General features: G+C 64.0%; 12 protein-coding genes and 1 tRNA gene. 2 read left to right on the top strand and 11 right to left on the bottom strand.

The features are described from left to right. Window positions 1-245: 245 nt before the first annotated feature. From I2I01_RS13490 to I2I01_RS13450, 9 genes are all read right to left on the bottom strand, one after another. On the bottom strand, window positions 246-2000 hold the full coding sequence (locus I2I01_RS13490) for a T9SS type A sorting domain-containing protein (RefSeq protein ID WP_196287006.1): 1755 nt from the start codon (window positions 1998-2000) through the stop codon (window positions 246-248). 95 nt (window positions 2001-2095) lie between these two features. Further along, entirely contained in the window at window positions 2096-3901 is a 1806-nt protein-coding gene (locus I2I01_RS13485) for a T9SS type A sorting domain-containing protein (RefSeq protein ID WP_196287005.1), read from the bottom strand. 157 nt (window positions 3902-4058) lie between these two features. After that, window positions 4059-5738, bottom strand: a complete 1680-nt coding sequence (locus I2I01_RS13480; RefSeq protein WP_196287004.1) for a T9SS type A sorting domain-containing protein — start codon at window positions 5736-5738, stop codon at window positions 4059-4061. A gap of 150 nt (window positions 5739-5888) precedes the next feature. After that, a complete protein-coding gene (locus I2I01_RS13475; RefSeq protein WP_196287003.1) occupies window positions 5889-7988 on the bottom strand; it encodes a M13 family metallopeptidase in 2100 nt (699 codons plus the stop codon). A gap of 199 nt (window positions 7989-8187) precedes the next feature. After that, complete coding sequence (locus I2I01_RS13470; RefSeq protein ID WP_196287002.1) at window positions 8188-9747, bottom strand: TlpA family protein disulfide reductase; 1560 nt, start codon at window positions 9745-9747, stop codon at window positions 8188-8190. 17 nt (window positions 9748-9764) lie between these two features. Then, a complete protein-coding gene (locus tag I2I01_RS13465; RefSeq protein WP_196287001.1) occupies window positions 9765-11468 on the bottom strand; it encodes a M56 family metallopeptidase in 1704 nt (567 codons plus the stop codon). A 2-nt stretch (window positions 11469-11470) separates the two neighbouring features. Next, window positions 11471-11839: a BlaI/MecI/CopY family transcriptional regulator gene (locus tag I2I01_RS13460; protein ID WP_196287000.1), complete on the bottom strand. Its 369-nt coding sequence runs from the start codon at window positions 11837-11839 to the stop codon at window positions 11471-11473. Window positions 11840-12104: 265 nt separating this feature from the next. Next, on the bottom strand, window positions 12105-12536 hold the full coding sequence (locus tag I2I01_RS13455) for a hypothetical protein (RefSeq protein WP_196286999.1): 432 nt from the start codon (window positions 12534-12536) through the stop codon (window positions 12105-12107). 74 nt (window positions 12537-12610) lie between these two features. Further along, complete coding sequence (locus I2I01_RS13450; protein ID WP_196286998.1) at window positions 12611-13867, bottom strand: TCR/Tet family MFS transporter; 1257 nt, start codon at window positions 13865-13867, stop codon at window positions 12611-12613. 192 nt (window positions 13868-14059) lie between these two features. On the opposite strand from I2I01_RS13450, the gene I2I01_RS13445 reads away from it, so the two are divergent. Beyond that, a complete protein-coding gene (locus I2I01_RS13445) occupies window positions 14060-14254 on the top strand; it encodes a hypothetical protein (RefSeq protein WP_196286997.1) in 195 nt (64 codons plus the stop codon). A gap of 119 nt (window positions 14255-14373) precedes the next feature. Beyond that, window positions 14374-14446: transfer RNA gene (locus tag I2I01_RS13440), tRNA-Met, on the top strand. Between the two features lie 140 nt (window positions 14447-14586). Here the strand turns inward: I2I01_RS13440 and I2I01_RS13435 are convergent. Next, complete coding sequence (locus tag I2I01_RS13435) at window positions 14587-16332, bottom strand: T9SS type A sorting domain-containing protein (protein WP_196286996.1); 1746 nt, start codon at window positions 16330-16332, stop codon at window positions 14587-14589. 428 nt (window positions 16333-16760) lie between these two features. Continuing rightward, entirely contained in the window at window positions 16761-18506 is a 1746-nt protein-coding gene (locus I2I01_RS13430) for a T9SS type A sorting domain-containing protein (RefSeq protein ID WP_196286995.1), read from the bottom strand. Window positions 18507-18544: the final 38 nt, after the last annotated feature.

The following is an 18544-nucleotide window of genomic DNA, read 5'->3' as shown; positions in this document are numbered from 1 at the left end:
TCCGGCGCTGGCATCCGGTTTAAAAGTATGCCCCGTCCTTATTGAATAAATGCCTGTTTTTCTGCTGGAAAGACACTTTTTTCAGCGGCAACGATTGTGATAGTTACCCAATCGTTTGCGATAGCCGGGCCAGCACAAAATTTTATTGCTTACCCGCAGCCGCTATTTTCCTCATCCACGAAAAAAGGGGCTCCCGCTGCCGCGGAAGCCCCTTTTCGTAAGCTCATGTGTAGTGTTTAAACGGCTTATTCCACCACCAGCCGCTGAGTGCCGACGCTGTTGCCGGCGCTCACCTGCACCAGGTAGAGACCGGGGGCCAAGTTGCGCAGGTTCAGCTCGTGGCGCCGGCCGGCGGCGGGCAAGGTCACGGCTTCAGTGCGCAGGGTACGGCCCAGCGCGTCGGTCAGCATCAGCGTGGCGGAAGTGGCGCCGGGCACGACGGGCAGCTGCACGCTGGTGGTGGCGCGGGCCGGGTTAGGCGCTAGCTCAAATGTGAAACTGCGGCTGGGAGCTGCCGTGGCCGTCACGGTGGCATCGGTGAGGGTGGCCAGGAAATTGGTAGCGCCGGCCACGGTGCTGGTCAGCGTTTGGGAGCCGAAGGTGGCCGTCCGCTGGAAGCTGCCCGCCACGTAGAGCCGGGCGCCGGCCAGGGCCAGGCAGGCGGCGTCGGCGCTGGCGGGGGTGCCGCCGTGTTGCACCCAGTTGGCCGTGGCCGTGGGGCCGATATCGGCGAGGCTGGCCACCAGGGCGCTGCCGCTGGTGTTGGCAAAGGAGGCACCGCCCAAGGTAATGGCGCTGCTGGTGAAGGAGCCGGCCAAGTAGAGGCCGCTGGTTCCATAGGTAGTCAGTACGGTGGCCTGGTCGTTGGCAATACCACCGGCGGGCTGGGCCCACTGCCAGGCGGCGGTGCTGCCGCCATCAGCCACGGCCGCCAAAAAGGCATCGGAAGTGCCACCCGCGTCGGCATTGGCAATGCTGAGGTTGCCTAGCGGCATGGTGGTACTCGTGAAGCTGCCCGCCACATACACCCGGTTGGCGCGCACGGCCAGGGCCTGGCCCACGTCGCGGCCGGCGCCGCCGGCCTGCAGCGCCCACTGCCAGGTGCTGCTGGTGCCAGCATCGGCTATTTTGGCCACGTAGGCATTGGCCGTGCCGCCGGCATTGGGCAGGCTGCTGCCGCCAAAATTCACCAAAAGCCCCCCAAAGGACCCCGTGGCGTACACGTTGGCTCCGCTCACGGCCAGGGCGTTGACGGCCTTGGCCGCCGGGCCCGTGATGGCCTGCGCCCAACTCACGCTGGTGCTTGTGCCGCCATCCACGAGCTTGGCGATGAAGCCGTCGGCAAACGTGGGCGAGGCGGTGGAATTGGTGAGCGAAACGCTGCCGAAGCTGGCCGTGGAACTGGCAAACTGCCCGCCCACGTACACGCTGTTGCCGTTGGCCACCAGGGCCGTGGCGGCGTCTTGGCCGGTGCCGCCCAACTGCTGTGCCCAGTTGAAGCTGGCGGTGTTGCCGGCATCGGTGAGCTTGGCCACGAAGGCATCGGTGCTCACGGTGCTGTAGCCGCTGGCGTTGCTGATGTTGATGCTGCCGAAGCCAGCCGAGGGGCTGAAAAAGGTGCCGGCGAGGTATACCTGGTTGCCGTTGAGTGCCACGGCCGTTACCTGGTCGAGGTCGGAGCCGCCAAGGCTGCGGGCCCACACAAAGTCGTTGGCGACGGGGCTCCACTTGGCCACAAAGCCGTCGGTGCCCCCTAAGCTTTGCAGCGTAGTGTTGCCGATGGTGACGAAATTGGAAAAGCTGCCGGCCACGTACAAATCGCCGCTGGCCGACGCGGCCGTGGCCTTAATGAGCAGATTGGTATTGCTGCCGCCCACCATCATTGCCGACTGCCAGGTGGGCGTTTGGGCCCGGCCGGCAGCGGCGGCCAGCACCAACAGCAGCACCCATAGCCAGGTCGGCGTAACAGGTCGTAAAAGGCGGGTAAATAGTATCTTCATGGGTGGGTGACGGAGAATAAATGACGCCAATACGTGACGTCTGCTACGAATGTTGGACCTGAAAAAAAGCTTCAATGCACGGCATCAGTGCTGCCTTATTCTACTACCAGCCGCTGGACGTCGCGTGTGCCCTCGACCTGCACCTGCACGGCGTAGAGGCCGGGCGCGAGGCCGCGCAGGTCCAGCTCGTGGCGACGGCTGGCGGCGGACAGCGGCACGGTTTCATTGCGCAAAGTGCGGCCCAGCGCGTCGGTCAGTGTCAGAGCGGCGGCGGTGGCCCCGGGCACGGCGGGCAGCTGCACGGTGGCGGTGGTGCGGGCTGGGTTGGGGGCCAGAGAGAAACGCAAGTCGCCTTTTGCCGCCGTAGTGGCTGTGAGGGTGGGGTCGGTGAGGGAGGCCAAGAAGCCAACTTGGTTGTACGTGCTCTGGCCGCTGGCCGTGTTGATGGTTTGCGAACCGAAGCTGGCCGAGGGGCCCGCTGCCCCTGCTACCATAACGTTTGCCCCGACTAAGGCAATGGAATTGGCGTAGTCGCCCTCGCTGCCGCCGGCTTGTTGCGCCCAGGCAAAGCTGCTGCTGGTGCCGGCATCCACAAGCTTGGTCACAAAGATGTCGCGCGATAATCCACGGGTCATGCTTCTGGCATTGCTGAGCGTGGTGGTGCCAAAATCGGCTTGCTGGCTGTCATAAGCGCCCGCCACGTACACGTTGTTGCCGCGCACGGTAACGGCCGTGGCCGAATCCATGCCCGTGCCACCACCGCGTTGGGCCCAGGCATAGCTGCTGGTAGTCCCCGCGTCCGTTATTTTGGCCACGAAGGCATCGTAGGTGCCACTGTTTGGCAAGGCGATGGTGCCGAAGGAGGCTGGCGGATACGCTGGTCCCGCCGGGTTCACGTTGTTGCTGCCGTAGTAGCCGGCCACGTACACGCTGGGGCCGTTCACGGCCAAAGCGAGGGCCAGGTCGAAGCCCGTGCCGCGCACCTGCTGCGCCCAGGTGAAACTGGCGGTGGAACCGGCATCGGTTAGCTTGGCCACAAAGGCGTCGCATGCAGTAGCGGTAACGCCCCCCGCAAATTGCGTTGTATTGGTGAGGGTGATGGCGTCGAAAAGTGCGGTGTTGCTGTAAAAATACCCCGACACGTACACGTTGGCTCCTTCAACGGCCAACGCCGTGATGGTACCATAATTCAACGCGCCGCATTGCTTGGCCCACACAAAAACCGGCCCCGTGCCGGTGTCAGTGAATTTGGTTACGAAGCTGCCCCCCAGCTGATAGGGATTGGTCAGCACCGTGCTGCCCAGGGTCAGCGTGGGATAGAAGGGGCCGGCAGCGTATACACTGGTGCCGTTGGCGGCCAGCGCCGAGGCCCCCACACCAGGCTGTACCCACGCGAAGCTGGCACTGGTGCCGGCATCGGTCAGCTTCGCGATGAAGTTAGTAGACAGCTGGTTCGGGTTGGTGGGGGGCGGAACGGAAATGGCTCCGAAGGTGCCGTCGCCACTAAACGAGCCGCTGATGTACACATTGTTGCCGTTCACGGCAATGCTGCGGACATGCATTGCGAACCGGCCGTCGCTCCCGGCTTGTTGCGCCCACACGAAGCTCCGGCTGGCCGTGCTCCATTTGGCTACAAAGAGATTGAGGTAGTTTCCCGTGGGAGTCAGGGTGGTGTTGCCAAAAGTGGTGGTGCTGGTGAAGGTGCCCACCGCGTACACGTTGCCATTGGCATCGGTGGTGGTGGCGCTCACCTCTGAAATACGAGGGAATCCCACCTGGTCGGTCGCCACGGCCGTTTGCCAGGCCGGGGCTTGAGCAAAAGCCGACGGTCGGGCCAGCACCAAAAATAAAATCAAGCCGACCCAGTAGCCCCCGAAAGTGCGCGTAAGAAGTTTTTTCATAGGGATTTGTGGGAAAGGAAACACGGCGGAGCCTCAATGGCAGGCGCCAGTTATGGCCGTGCAATAACCAAGCCACTGCTCCCAGTGCCCACCGACCACCATAGTCCCGCGGCTGTCCCACATAGCACCTGCTTCGTGCCACCCAACCCCCAAAGCCTTATTCAACTACCAACCGCTGGGCGCCGTGCGTGCCTCCCGCGCTCACCTGCACGGTGTAAAGGCCGGGCGCGAGGCCGTGCAGGTCAAGTTCAACACGGGCGCCGGGCATGGCCGTTTGGGTGCGCATGGTGCGGCCCAGTACGTCGGTAAGCGTGAGCAGGGCCGTGGCGCCGCCGGGCAGCTGCACGAAGGCAGCGGAGCGGGCCGGGTTGGGGGCCAGCGAGAAGCTTAGGCTGCCCTGGGGCGCTGTAGTGGCTGTGAGGGTAGGGTCGGTGAGGGAGGTCAGGAAAGCGGAAGGGTTGCCTGCCGAACTTGCTACCGTGTAGCTGTCGAAAGTAGCTGGCGGGAAAATGTAGCCGTATACGTACACTGCATTTCCGTTAATAGCGACCCCGTTTGCGGTGTCGTTTCCGGCACCGCCGAATTGCTTGGCCCACGTGAAACCGGCGCTGTTTCCTGCTTCCGTGATACGTGCCAAGAAGCCCTCAAGAGAGTTGGTGGAGTTGGATAATGTGGTGCTCCCAAAGCTTGTCGAAACACTGCCGATGCTGCCCGCCACGTAAACATTGCTGCCGCTCACCGCCAAATTAAAGGGAGTATCAACGCCTGCGCCCCCCGCACTCAACGCCCAAGTGAAGGCAGCGCTGTTGCCAGCATCGGTGAGTTTGGCAACAAATACATCTTCCCGGCCCGCGCTTGTTGCCGTTAGATTGCCAAAGCTGGTGGTTGGGCCATTGAAAGTCCCCGCTATGTACACGCTGCTGCCACGTGCAGCTATGGCGAAGTCTAATTCCTGGCCAGTGCCGCCTGCTTGCTGCACCCAAGCGTAGCTGCTGGTGCTGCCTGCATCTACTAGTTTGGCTACAAATACATCGTAGGAGCCCACGGCGGTCAGCGTAGTGTTTCCAATAACAAGGGTCCCTCTGAAACTCCCTAGCAGGTACACATTTGCTCCGCTGACAGCCAGTTGAACAAACGCAGCCCCACCCTGACTAGCGACCAATCGTGCCCAGGCATAACTGCTGGAGTTGCCTCCATCCGTCAGCTTGGCTACAAATGCGGGGTCACCAGAGTTTGCGGTCAACGTCGTATTGCCCAGGGTGAGGGTAGTAGACCGAAGCGCGCCTGAGATGTATAAGGCGGTGCCGCTAGTGGCTAAGATAGCAGACGCATCGCCGAGCTGCTGGACCCACGGAAAAGCGACCGTGCCTCCGGTATCCGTCAGCTTAGCCACGAAAGAATCGTAGCTTCCTGCGCTAATCCTATTCAGGGTATTGCTCCCGATTGTAACCGCAGGACTGTAAAAAGCACCGGCCAGATAGATGCTCGTACCGCTCACAGCCACAGTGGAAGGAAGCTCATTTCCGGTTCCCCCGATGCGCTGCGCCCATACAAAACCGCTGTTGTTGTACTTTGCTATAACGATATCGGTGCCGCCAGCGCTTGTCAAGGTAGTGGCGCCTAAGGTAACTGTGCCCGTAAAAGAGCCCGTTACGTAGCCGTTTCCGGTGGCATCCATTACCACGGTTCCGAAAGAACTGGTGGCGCCGCTACCATGAACTGGCGTAACGGGCATTTGCCACGCCGGTGCCTGGGCCCACACCGCCGGCCCCGCCAGCCACAAAAGGACCAACAGCGCCACTGGGCAGCCGCGCCACAAGGAGAAGAAATGCTTCATAAATAAGAAGAAAAGGCACGTCATTAGAATGCCGGGCTAAATATAGCAGCATGAAAAAGCCCCGATGCACGAGCACCGGGGCTTTGTTCTCAACGGGCAATCAAAGGACAATTAAGCAGCGCGAAGGCACGAGTTAAACGTCCGTCCTGCCTACCAAATCACCGCCCTATCGGCCGGTTTGCGAATCATCTTGTCGCCCTCCTTGCACCCAAACGCTGCCTGAAACTGCGGCATGTTCATCAGCGGACCGATGGTGCGGTACTGGCCGGGCGAGTGCGGGTCGGTGGCAATTTGCTGGCGCAGGGCTTCGGGCCGGATGTTGGTGCGGCGCAGCTGGGCCCAGCTCAGGAAGTAGCGCTGCTCGGGCGTGAAGCCGTCGTACTTGGGGCGCGGGCCGTTCCCGTAGCGCTGCTGCAGCTGCTTCTGCAGCGCCCCATACACCACCGTGAGGCCGGCGAAATCGGCCAGGTTTTCGCCCATGGTCAGCTGGCCGTTCACGTGCACCGAGTCAAGCGGCGAGAAGGCGTCGTACTGGCGGCCCACCACGGCGGCGCGCTTCGTGAACTCGGCCGCGTCTTGTGGCGTCCACCAGTCGCGCAGGTTGCCCTCGGCGTCGTACTGCCGGCCCTGGTCGTCGAAGCCGTGGGTCATTTCGTGGCCCATCACCCCGCCAATAGCGCCGTAGTTCACCGCGTCGTCGGCGTTGGGGTCGAAGAAGGGCGGCTGCAGGTAGCCGGCCGGAAACACCATCTCGTTCATCACCGGGTTGTAGTAGGCGTTGATGGTGGGCGGCGTCATGCCCCACTCGTTGCGGTCGATGGGCTGGCCCAGGTGGGCAGCCTCGCGGCGGTTTTCCCACTGGCGGGCGGCCAGCAGGTTTTTCAGGTAGCTCTCGCGGCTGATTTTCAGGGTCGAATAATCCTTCCACACATCGGGGTAGCCAATTTTCACGCGCAGCGCGGCCAGCTTTTTCAGGGCTTCGGCCTTGGTGGGCGCGCTCATCCAGGTGTTGGTTTGGATGTGCTCGGCCATGCTGGCCTTGATGTTGTTCACCATTTCGAGCGCCCGGGCCTTGGCCGCAGGCGGAAACGCCTGGTCCACATACAGCTGCCCGAAGGCCTCGCCAAGGGTCTGGTCGGTCACGGCCTGCATGCGCTTCCAGCGCACCGCCTGCTGCTTGGCGCCGCTCTGGGCCTGGCTGAAGCGGAAGGCCGCCTCGGCAAAGGGCGTGGGCAGGGCCGAGGCCGTGCTGCGCAGCAGGTGCCAGCGCAGGTAGGCCTTCAGGTCGGGGATGCTCTCGGTTTTGAGCACGGCATTCACCTCATCAAAAAACGCCGGCTGGCCCACGATGATTTCCTGGGCCTTGCCCATCTGCAGGCCCGCCAGCAGGCCCTTGGGGTCGAGGGCGGGGTAGCGCTTCTGGGCCGCAGCCACGGTCATCTTGTTGTAGTTGGTTTGCGGGTCGCGCAGTTCCACGGGCGTGCGCGAAGCCTTGGCCAACCGCGTTTCGATGCGCTCCACAGTGGCCGCGTCGAGCTGGGCCATCGGGGCCGGCATGCCCAGCAGCTCCAGCACCTGCTGCATGTAGGCGCGGTAGGCGGCCTTCACCTTCTCGCTGCGGGCGTCGGTTTTGAAGTAGAACTCGCGGTTGGGCAGCGTGAGGCCGCCCTGGTTCAGCTGCACGGCGTACTGGGTGCTGATTTTCTCGTCGATGTCGACGCCCACCCGGTAAAACACGCCAATGCCTAGGTCCTGCAAATGAATGATTTCGGCGCGCAGGGCGGCCGCGTCACGCACGGCGCCCACGCGGTCCAGCTCCGGCTTCAGCGGCGCAATGCCGGCCCGGTCGATGGCCGCCGTGTCCATGGCGGCGGCGTAGAAGTCGCCTACTTTCTGCGCGTTCGAGCCGGGCGCGGCGTTGCGGTTGGCCGCTGCATCTTCCAAAATCTTGCGCAGCATGTCCTGCGTGCGGTTGCCGAGCAGGTTGCGCGGCCCCCAGCTGCTGGCGTAGCTCGGCACGGGGTTGTTGCGCAGCCAGTTGCCGCCCGAAAACTGAAAAAAGTCGTCGCAGGGGTTCACCGTGCGGTCGATATCAGCCATGTCGAGGCCCACGCCTTTTGGGTAGGTTTCGGTGGGCGCTGAAGCCGGCGTGGCGGCCGTGGTGGCAACGGGAGCAGCGGGCTTGGTGCCGGCGCAGCTGGCCAGCACCAGCGCGGCCGCCAGCCAGGGGCGGGAGGAGCGGTTTTTCATAAGCAGTTCAGGGTTTCAGGAGCAAAGTAGCGCCAAAGACCCTGAAGGCGGCTGGGGATTGCATGAGTGGCTCCTGATTAAGAAGGATGTCCTCCCGAGCGCAGCGAAGGACCTTGTCGTGTCCGAACCCAAAGCTCAAACTCGATAAGGTCCTTCGCTGCGCTCGGGAGGACAGGCGGTTTCAGGGTAGTAATCTGCTCTACCGCAGCCCTAGCCGCTCGCGCAACTGCTGATACAGCTTTTCGCCGTCGCTGGGGTGGTAGGCGCTGGCTTCCACCAGCTGGCCGTTCTTATCGAAAACCATGTACGTAGGCAGATACGGCACTACCTTCTCCAGCGACTTCTGCACGGCTTCCGAGGCCAGGTAGTGGGCGCCGCGCAGGTTGTTTTTGGCCGCCAGCGCCGCCCACTTGTCCCGAAAGCCGGCTTTATCAACCGAGATGTAAAGCACCTCAATCCCGTTTTTGCTGGCAAACTCGTGCAGGCCCGGCTCGTACTTGAACTCCGCGATGCACGGCCCGCACCACGAGGCCCAGAAATCGACAAACACCGGCCGGCCCGCAAACTGCTGCCGCACCAGGCTAGCCAGCGTCCGCACCGTGTCGAGGCCCGGGGCGGGGGCGAAGGCCAGCGCGTGCGTGCCCGCGGCCAGGGTGCCAAATGTCTGATTCTGGCCGGCGGCGACGGGGGGCGGCACCTTGGGCAGGGCTTTGGTAATGATGGGGGTGTACGGACTCGCCGGAAACAACCGTTGGTAATCGGCCGCCAACTGGGCAAAATCGGCCGGGCTCGTGGTATTAAAAGCCAAGGCGGTGAGCGTCAGGTCGCCTACGGCCTTGGCCTGCAACGGGGCCGGCAGGTAGTCGAAGCGCCCCAGGTCGCCGTACACCTGCTCGAACTTCGGGGCGTGGCCGGCCCAGGTGTGGGCCGTGGGCGCGGGGCTGGGCAGCACGCCCTGCTTGCGCAGCCCCGCCACAATGCCCAGGTTGCCCAGCGCGGAGTAGCGGTAGCGAGGCAGGGCGGGGTCGTAGCGGGCGCACAGGGCCTGGGCAAGCTGGCGGGCCTCGCTCTCGGACATTTGCAGGTGCAGGTCGGCCTTGATGGGGTTCTGAAAGTGAAAATCCAGCGCCTGCCCGGCCCAATACAACACGCGCTGCTCCACCTCGGCCGTGAGCACGTCATAGCAGCGCTGGCTGATTTGGTGCTCGCGGAGGGCGGCCGTCAGCAGAGCCTTGGGCGCAACGGCTTCGGCTTCGAGGGCGGCCAGGCCGGCCGTGGCCGTAGGGGCAGCGGCCAAGGTGGCGCGCATGCGGCTGCCATCGGGCGGGCCGCCGTTCAGGAGCTTGCCCTGCACCAGCAGGTTGTTGCCCGCCGCGTTGGTACCCTCAAAGACTACTGTGGGCGGCGCGTTGTCGGCGGCGGGCTTCAGGGTGAAGGTGATGCGGGCCCCCGGCTCCACAAACGACAGATTGCGCGGAACATACTGGCCATCGTAGCGCACAAAGCCCGTTTGGCCGTGCCGCAGCTGGTAGCGAAGGCGTCCCCCGCGCACCACTGCCTCATTAGGCCCGTCGGTGAAAAAGTAGTTCAGCGGCACGCCCGGCATCGGCTCAAACACGGCCACTGTGGTAGAGTCCGGCACGCCGTTCATTTGGCCCGAAATGGTAATGGGCGCCGCCGGAGCCGCGGCTTTTTGGGCACGCAGCCACCCCGGAGCGACGGCGAGCGCCGCCCCAAGCAAGCAGATTTGGTACTTCATTGCAGAAAAAAGGCGAGCTAGCGGGTGTATGATTCTGAAAGAAACTTGCCCGCGCCATCAAACGTGAGGTAGGCCGGCCGGCGGCCCAGCACAATCTCGGCCTGGTAGCGCGAGGAGCCGCCGTTGGCGTCCTTCAGCTCCGTCACGCCCAGCAAGCGGGCGGCGGGGTAGTGCTGGGTGATATAAGCCAGCGCGGGAGCAGCCAGGTAAGGCACGCTGGCGGCCTGGGCCGGCGTTGGGGTCGGCGCGGGGGCGCCGTTCAGTTTGGCATTGAAGGCGGCTACCTCAGCACTGTTTTCGTTTGCTTTGGTGGTCACTATTAACACGCCTTTGCTGGCGTCCGCCCCGAAAAGCTCGAGTGCCCGGCCGTCCTTAAACACGCTGATGTTGGCAATATTATTTGGCCCAATGTCTTTGATGTCGCCCGTATAGCGCTGGCCGTCCAGGTACACGAGGGGCGATCCCTGCTTGCCCGGGACATGCAAGGTTTGGTCAGTAGGGGCTGCTGCGGAAACGGCCTGCCTCGAGCGAGCCGCCGCGGGCGCCTCCACCAGCTGCTCATTGGCGTTGAAAAACAGCTTGTGCTTCTCGCCGTCGCGGGTCGTCACACTGGCGTAGTATTTCACGTGCGGCGCCTTCTCCGACGCCTTGTCGCTGATAAAATAGCCGCCGATGGTGCTGCCGGGGTAGGTTTTGGCAACGTAGGCCTTGATGCCGTCAGGCAGCTGGTGGTCGGCCGGGTTCACAGCCGCAGTGATTTTAGCAGAGGTAGCGGCCTGCACCGTGGCCGTAGCGTGTGCGGGGGCACTGGCTGAGGCCACGGCTGGCGGCACAGCCGGCCCAGCGCCCTGCGCCCGCGCGCCCGAAAAGCCCAGCGTGGCGGCCAGCACCAGCGGCCCGGCCAAGAAGTAGCGGGCCAGCTGCCCGGTCGAAGAAAGCGGTGTGTTCATCATGGCAACACGGTTTTTGAGGGTTGGAAATGTGAAATGAGAAACGAGGGCGGGGCCGGGCTGCGCCTGGCTCAGGCGCAGCAGGCTGTACTGATAGGTGCGCCGGTCGAGGCCGGTTTGCAGGGCGGCGTGGTCGGCCAGGTATTCCAGATTGTCGAGCAGAGCGCGGCGTAGCAGCCAGGCGGCCGGGTTGCACCAGGCGGCGGCCTGCGCCAACTGGGCCAGCAGCACATCCAGCGTGTGTCCCTGGCGCACGTGCACCTGCTCGTGGCGTAGCACGGCCGCCAGCTCGGGCGCCGGGTGCTGCGCGGGGTTCAGGTAAATAGTGCTGCCAAAGGAGAACGGGCTGACCTCGCCTTGCAAGGCCCGTACCGCCACGCCCTGCACCACCGCCGGACGCGACCGACGCCGCAGCCGCCAGAGCGACAGCAGCTGCACCAGCAGCCGCCCCAGCCCCAGGGCCGCGCCGGCGCCGTATACGGCCAGCGCCACAGCGTTCCAGTCGGTGGGCGCCGGGGCGGGGCTGGCGGCCACCGCGGCCCCGGCGGCCGTGTCCATCACCACCACGGCTACGGGCACGGCGGCCACCGGAGGCAGCAGCGCCGGCATCGGCAGCAGCGGGTACACCGCCGAAAACAGCAGCGCAAACAGCAGGTAAACCCGGTTCAGCGTGAAAAACGTGAGCCGGCGCAGCAGCCCAAAATACGCCAGGGCGAAGAGCAGCAGCGCACCATTGGCTTTCAGCAGATAGAGGAGGGTGGGCGAGAGCATGGCTAGTCCTCCTTCTTGCTTTCGATAAGCTTGATTATCTCCTGCAGCTCCGCGGCGCTGATTTTATTGTCTTGCGCGAAAAACGACACCAGCTCCTTGTAAGAGTTCTGGAAGTGCTGCTTCACCAGCGTACCCAGGGAGCGGCGCTGGTAGTCGTCGGCCGTCACCACGGGCACGAAGCGGTAGGAGTTGCCTAGCTTTTCGGCGCGCACGTAGCCCTTGCGCTCCAGGTTGCGCAGGGTGCTGGCCAGGGTGGTGTAGGGCGGGCGCGGCTCAGGCAGCTGGTCGAGCACGTCTTTCACGAAGCCGCCAGCGGGCAGCGGCCACAGCACGCGCAGGGCGTCTTCTTCGGGTTGGGTGAGGCGTTCCATAAGCGGCTTGGCTTGGTGATTACGATTGTGTCGTAAATCTACGAAGTTTTCGTAATTGTGAAACGCTCCACTTGAAAATAAGTTGTGCTAATAATAAAAAAGCCCGTTCCAAGGTCTGAAACGGGCTTTTTGATGAAAAAATAAATGTTGTCATGCAGCGTGCAGCGAAGCATCTCGCGTGCTGAAGTAAACCAATCCATTGAGTTACCACCCCAAGCGAGATGCTTTGCTGCGCGCTGCATGACGTGCAAACGCTCAAATCCAGCTACGTCCGCACCTTGTCGGTCTGCTGAATCTGGAGCCAGCGAATAGCCGCGCCTTCATCGTTGAAAAACGAGGTGGCAAAGGGCTTGTCGTCGTAGGCCTCGGCCGACACGTAGCCCGGGTGGCTCACAATGGACTCGTGTAGGGCCGGGCCCACCAGGTAGGCAATGTAGAGGCGGCCGCCCAGTCGGTTCGCCATTTCCGGAAAGAATTTATTGAGCAGCCAGTTGGTGGTGCCGGGGTCGTTGAGAGTGCGCCGGCGAATGTCCTGCAGCCAGAAGCGGGCCTGGTCGCGCACGGCGGCCTCGCACATTTGCCGGTAAGCGGCGGGCAGTTCGTGCGGGTCGGGCTGGTAGGCCCAGCGGCTCACCAGGATGTCGAGGTCGGCGCGGTACGAAAAATCGAGGAGCGGGGCAGGAATGTCGGAATTCATAGCAAGGTGGAAGCAGTACTGGCAAATTACGCGTTTGCGGCCCGGCCTGTTTGCTCACGGCCCGCCGGCCGACCTTAGTGCGCGGGCATGGCCTCGGCCGCGGGGGCGCCGGCTTCCACGGGCGGGTGCCGCCGCAGCGAGCGCAGGGCCAGCGCCGCGCTGCCCAGCGCCAGCACCGCTCCTAGCAGAAACGGCGCGCCCGGAAAGTGCACCGGCGCTTCGTCGCGGGTGAAGTAGCGGAACAGGCCCGTCATAAGCAGCGGGCCCACCACGCCGGTCACGCTCATCAGGCTGGTGAGGGCGCCTTGCAGCTCGCCCTGCTCGTTGGCCGGCACCTGGCCCGAAATGGTGCTTTGCAGCGCCGGCCCCGCAATGCCGCCCAGGCAGTAAGGCGCCAGAAACGCTAGCATCATCCAGCCGCGCCAGGCAAAGGCAAACAGCACGAAGCCCACCGTGTAGCACAGCAGCCCCAGCACGATGGCCCGCGCCGCGCCCAGTTTTGGGATGGCCACGCGCACCAGCCCGCCCTGCACCAGCGCCGAAAACAAGCCGATAACGCCCAGCGAAATGCCCACCATCTTCTCCGCCCAGCCAAACTTAAGCTCGGTGTAAAACGTCCAGACCGACTGAATGGACGAGCCGGCCAGGTAGATGAGCACCAGCGAGGCCACCAGGCCCAGCACCGCCGGGTAGCGCTTCAGGCGCAGCAGCGAGGCCACGGGGTTGGCCCGCGTCCACTCAAAAGCCCGGCGCTTGTCGGGGGCCAGCGACTCGGGCAGCACCAGCAGGCCATACAGGAAGTTGCACAAACTCAGCCCCGCCGCCACCATAAATGGCACCCGCGAGCCGAAGCCCGCCAGCAGCCCGCCCACCGCCGGCCCGATGATGAAGCCCAGCCCAAAGGCCACACCCACCATGCCGAAGTTCTGGGCCCGGTTTTCGGGCGTGCTGATATCGGCAATGTAGGCCGTGGCCGTGGTGAAGCTGGCCCCCGTGATGCCCGCCACCACGCGCCCCACAAACAGCCAGGCCAGTGTAGGCGCGAAGCTCAGGAAGATGTAGTCGAGCCCCAGGCCCAGCAGCGCCGCCAGTAGCACCGGCCGCCGCCCCCACTTGTCGCTGAGCCCGCCCATGATGGGCGCAAAGCAGAACTGCGCCCCCGCGTAGGCAAACGTGAGCCAGCCCGAGTACACGGCCGCTTGGCTCAGCCCCTCGCCCGTGAGCTGCCGAATGAGTGTGGGTACCACCGGAATGATGATGCCAAGCCCGCTGACGTCAATCAGCAGCGTGACGAAGATGAACCCAAGGGCCGGGGAGCGCTGCGATGCCATGGCAATAAAGCTAAAGTAGATAGCAAAGATGGGGAATTAGGCCGGCGCGGGCTGCGGTCCGCGCCCGCCAATGGCGCCGCGCCGGGTCGCCTTTCGACCGGGCGCCTATCCATTTGCCGGCCGTTGGCGTATGAGGCGCTATCCCGGCCCGGCCGGTTTTCCTTGACTATCTTCTTTTAAGACTTTACAGCCATGAATCAGAAACGCACGTTTGGCACCATTCTCACGGTTTTAGGCATCGTCGGCATCATCATCGGCGCGCTGGCTTTCCTGGGCATTGGCGGCATCGGCCTCAGCAAGATGAACTCCATCGTTCCCTTCGTGGTGGGCCTCATCTTCTTCTTTGCCGGCATCAACCTCGTAAAAGCCACCGGCGACCGGGCCTAGCGCCCGAGCGACGGAAAAATTACCAGCTGTTGGCTAGCAGGTTAGCCGTGTTAAGCAATTATTATCGACCAAATAATTGCCGGCTCAGAAAAACGCCGTACTTTTGCAGAACCAAACAGTGCGGGGTGGAGCAGTTGGTAGCTCGTTGGGCTCATAACCCAAAGGTCACTGGTTCGAGTCCAGTCCCCGCTACCTAGTAAAAAGGCCGTTTCTAATCTGGAAACGGCCTTTTTTTTCGCTACAAATCGCCTCCGAAAAGGTGAAAAAAGGGCCCCGACCTTCACCGGACGGGGCTCTTTTCATGCGGGGCTATTTATGCTTGCTTGGGCCGCCTACTCTACCGCCACGCGCCCCACGTATCGCTGACTTTGCGCATCGGTGGCCCGCAACGAGTACATCCCCGGCGCCAAGCCCTGCACCGACACTTCGGCTGCGGCCGAAACGGTGGTTTCGCGCACGACGCGGCCCAGCGCATCGAGCAGCTGCACGCGGGTGCCGGCGGCGAGGCCCGGCAAGTGCAGCTGCGCAGTAGCCGGGTTGGGGTAGGGCTGCAGCGCTTGGCCGGGGAGGGGAGCATCCTCGAGGGGCTCGGCCGGGGGCGCGGCCTGCGGCGAAGCGGCTAGCTCGGCCACAAAGCCGGCCCAGGCATAGCCGTAATAAACCGGAATGGCATCGAAACTAGCGCTGGTACCCGTGTAGCCAAACACGCGCAAGCGGCCTTCGGCGGTGAAGCCCAGGCTGAAACCCTCGTCGTCCTGGGTGCCGCCGGCCCGCTGCAGCCAGTTCAGCTGGCCCTTGGGGGTGAACGCAGCCACCACAATATCCAGCTGGCCAGCCGAAGCCAGAGCCGTGCCGCCAAGGCGGGCCTGAGGCGCATAGCCGCCCGTGACGTAGGCATTACCAGCGGGGTCTACGCACAGGCCGCGAAGGATGTCGGCGCCGGGACTGGTCAGCGACTGCGCCCACTGCTCAACGCCCTCGGGCGAATATTTTACCAGAAAGCCGTCCTCGGCGCCGGCGCCGGCCAGCGTGGTACTGCCAAACCGGAGCGACTGCTTAAATGAGCCCGTGATGTAGAGGTTGCCAGCGGCATCGGTGCGGGCATCGGTTAGCTCGTCCCAGTCGGGGCCACCAAAGGTGCGGGCCCATTCTACCAGGCCCGAGGCGTTGTATTTGGCTACCAGCACATCGGGGCTGGCCGTCTCAGCGAAAGCCAGCCCGGTGCTGAACGAAGGAGCTGCCACGTAATTGGCCACCAAGTAGGTGCCGCCGGTAGGGGTGGTAAGCAGGCGCTGCTGAAAGGCCAGGCCGCCAGCCGTAACCGATGGGGAAATGTACAGGATGGGCTTTAGGCTCAGCGGCGTGCCGGTAGTAGCCGAAAAGCGGGCCAGGTATACGCTGTTGGCTCCCGGCTTGCTCCGGTTGGGCAAGGGCGTCGACGGCAGCATGCCACCGAAGCCGAAATTGGTGGCCAAACCATAGACGCAGGTCACGTTTACGTGATTAGCCGAATCGACCTGTACCCCGAGCACGCGGGCTGTAGGCGGGCAGGTGGGTAGCATCGTGCCAGGGTAAGAGTCATTGTGCTGGGCCCACAGCGGGGTGCCGTTGGGGGCGTACTTGGCGATGAATACCTTCTGGCCGGAATTGGGGGCTGCATCCAGCCTGACGCCGTTGCCCAGGTTCAAGGCCTCCGTGTAGGTGCCCACTACATAGGCGTTGCCGGCCGCATCGAATGCTACATCCGCGGCTCCATCCTCGCCCGCAGAGCCAAACTGCCGCACCCAGGCCGTGGTGCCGTCGGCGTTGTACTTGCCCAGGTAGCCATCGTAGCTGCCTTGGCTATACAGGTAGGTTCGGCCCACACTGGCCGCTACGCTAAATTGGCCCACTTCGTACACGTTGCCCGCGGCATCGAGATGGCGAATGCTACCACTGTGGATGGACAGGTAGTCGCGTGTGCTGGCCGCGCGGGTCCAGGCGGGGGTGGTTTGGGCGTGGGCACTGCCCTGGCTGCACAATAAGCCGCCTAGGAGCAGGCCGGCAATTCGAACGGATGCAAGAGTAGGAGTAGGCATAAGCGGCTCAGGGGAAAGGTGGAAGATTAAATGGCGTAAGCTTCTTCGTGCGTTTTGCGGAGTAAGGGTATTGTTGCAAGTGCTTGGAGGAGAGGCTGTATTTTGTTTGCTTTTACACGTTTGAAACCGGCGGCTGCCTGGGTGGCTGTTAGTGGCTGGCCGGCTTGCTGCAGGGCGTGGCGCCGGGCCTGCATCTGCTGGGCCAGTTCGGCGGGCCAGGCTTGGAGAGCGATTCCCCCCGTCTGAAGGGAGGACCGGCCGGGGGCCGGAAAGGCTGCTGCGGTGAGCAAAGAGAGTTTCGCCTGCTTAGTTTCGGGGGCTTGGTAGGCGGGGCGCAGGTAGCGCTGGTGGCCGGCCTGTTCCTCGCGGGCGCGCTCGTGGTTGAGGCGCACCAGGCGCGTGAGCCGCTCGGCCTCGGGCAGGGCGCGCTACTCTACCGTCACGCGGGCAGCGTGCGGCTGGCCTTGCTTGTCGGTGGCGCGCAGGGTATAGATGCCCGGCACCAAGCCAAGCACGAATACTTCTCCGGTAGCCGAAACAGTGGTTTCGCGCACGGTGCGGCCCAGGGCGTCAAGCAGTTGAATGCGGGCCCCCACTAGCGTTGCCGGCAGGTGCACTTGCGCGGTGGCCGGGTTGGGGTAGGCCGTCAGTGGCAACGTACCCGCCACACGGGTGCTCGTGATGGTGGCGTCGATGCCCAAGCGCGCCACAAACGAGTCATCCGCAGCACCGGCTGGGAGCGTGAACAGGTTGGCGCCGAAGTAGCAGTAGAGGCTGTTGTTGCAGCGCCCGAACACGGACAGCTCGTTGTTGGGGCCAAGGGTTAGTTGCTCGGCCACTTCATGGCCGGGGCCGGAAGACTGCTGCACCCAGAGCACCTGCCCTTGCGGGGAGTAGCAGGCCACCACGAGGTCGAGGGAGGTGGTGTTGCTGGTCACGGTCAGCGGCCCAAACTGCGCGCTGGCCGAGAAGGTGCTCGCCAGATAGGCGTTGCCGCTCGCGTCGAGGCGGAGGCACCGTTCGCCCATCATGCCATTGGTGGGGCCCCCGCTGGTTTGCACCCACTCCAGCGTGCCTTGGGGCGTATACTTGGCCAAGTAGTTGTCGCGGGGGCCGGCACTGGCCACGGTGGTGCTGCCAAAGGTGGCCGCGGCACCGCAGGTGCCGGCCACGTACACGTTGCCCGCGGCATCGGTTTTCGTGCCGCATACCCAGTCGGCGCCGACGCCGCCCAACTGCTCTATCCATTCGGCCTGGCCCTGGGGGTTCAGCTTGGCCAGTAGTACATCGGAGCCACCCCGGCTACTGAACGCGCTGCTGCCGGTGTTGGTGTTGGCCTCCAGTCGGTTGGAGAAGAGCGCGGCCAGGTATAATTCGCCGGCGGGGCCGGCGGCCACCTGCAGGTAGGCCGAAAGGCCGTTGACGGCGGGTACGCGCACATAAACGGGCATGGCCAGCAACTGCGGCTGGCCGGTGGCCGTCGCGAAGCCCGCCACGAACACGCCTTGTCCGTAGGGCGAGCCGCCGGGCACGGCCACCGTGGTGGCCCCCAGCCGGGCGGCCACGGTGAACACCCCGGACACGTACAACATGCCGGTGGGCGTCACGGCCATGCTGTTGACGGACGTGGTGCTGGCCAGCGCCGGAGAAAGAACCGGCGAGGTGGTTTGCTGCGCCCACTCGGGCTGGCCCAGCGGGGAGTAGCGCACCACAAAAAGGTAATTGGTGGGACCATCGCGAACGGGCGCAAACGCCAGGGCCAGCGTTGGGCTCAACTGAATGTTGCCGCCGAAGGTGCCCGAGACGTACACGTTGCCGGCCGCGTCCAGGGCCAGGTCGCCGGCCTTTTCGTTTCCGGGCGAGCTAAGCTGGCGCACCCAGGCCAGCTGGCCGGCCGGCGTGTACTTGGCCAGGTACACGTCGAAGCTCTGGCCGCTGCTGAGGCTGGTGCCGCCCACCGACACGGTGCCGGTAAAGTCGCCCAGCACGTAACTATTGCCGGCGGCGTCCGTCTCGGCCGCCTTCATGCCCAGGGCCAAGTGCCCATTTGAGTTGTTCAGGCTGCGCACCCCCACCCAAGTGGGTACAGTTTGGGCCACCGAACCCAGCGCAAGGCACAGGCCCATGCATACGGCAACCAGCCGGGCCACCAGAAAACGTGTAGAAAAGTGCATAGAACCCAGCTAAAGCGTGAAGCCGCCCGAGCCGACCG

Source organism: Hymenobacter properus, from assembly GCF_015694735.1.
In the GTDB taxonomy this organism is placed as follows: Bacteria; Bacteroidota; Bacteroidia; order Cytophagales; family Hymenobacteraceae; genus Hymenobacter; species Hymenobacter properus.
This window is presented reverse-complemented; position numbering and strand designations above follow the sequence as displayed.

Coding starts and splice junctions, on each gene's coding strand:
- I2I01_RS13460 (WP_196287000.1), bottom strand. CDS start 11,839: ATGGAACGCCTCACCCAACCCGAAGAAGACGCCCTGCGCGTGCTGTGG.
- I2I01_RS13450 (WP_196286998.1), bottom strand. CDS start 13,867: ATGGCATCGCAGCGCTCCCCGGCCCTTGGGTTCATCTTCGTCACGCTG.
- I2I01_RS13470 (WP_196287002.1), bottom strand. CDS start 9,747: ATGAAGTACCAAATCTGCTTGCTTGGGGCGGCGCTCGCCGTCGCTCCG.
- I2I01_RS13465 (WP_196287001.1), bottom strand. CDS start 11,468: ATGCTCTCGCCCACCCTCCTCTATCTGCTGAAAGCCAATGGTGCGCTG.
- I2I01_RS13455 (WP_196286999.1), bottom strand. CDS start 12,536: ATGAATTCCGACATTCCTGCCCCGCTCCTCGATTTTTCGTACCGCGCC.
- I2I01_RS13485 (WP_196287005.1), bottom strand. CDS start 3,901: ATGAAAAAACTTCTTACGCGCACTTTCGGGGGCTACTGGGTCGGCTTG.
- I2I01_RS13435 (WP_196286996.1), bottom strand. CDS start 16,332: ATGCCTACTCCTACTCTTGCATCCGTTCGAATTGCCGGCCTGCTCCTA.
- I2I01_RS13445 (WP_196286997.1), top strand. CDS start 14,060: ATGAATCAGAAACGCACGTTTGGCACCATTCTCACGGTTTTAGGCATC.
- I2I01_RS13490 (WP_196287006.1), bottom strand. CDS start 2,000: ATGAAGATACTATTTACCCGCCTTTTACGACCTGTTACGCCGACCTGG.
- I2I01_RS13480 (WP_196287004.1), bottom strand. CDS start 5,738: ATGAAGCATTTCTTCTCCTTGTGGCGCGGCTGCCCAGTGGCGCTGTTG.
- I2I01_RS13475 (WP_196287003.1), bottom strand. CDS start 7,988: ATGAAAAACCGCTCCTCCCGCCCCTGGCTGGCGGCCGCGCTGGTGCTG.
- I2I01_RS13430 (WP_196286995.1), bottom strand. CDS start 18,506: ATGCACTTTTCTACACGTTTTCTGGTGGCCCGGCTGGTTGCCGTATGC.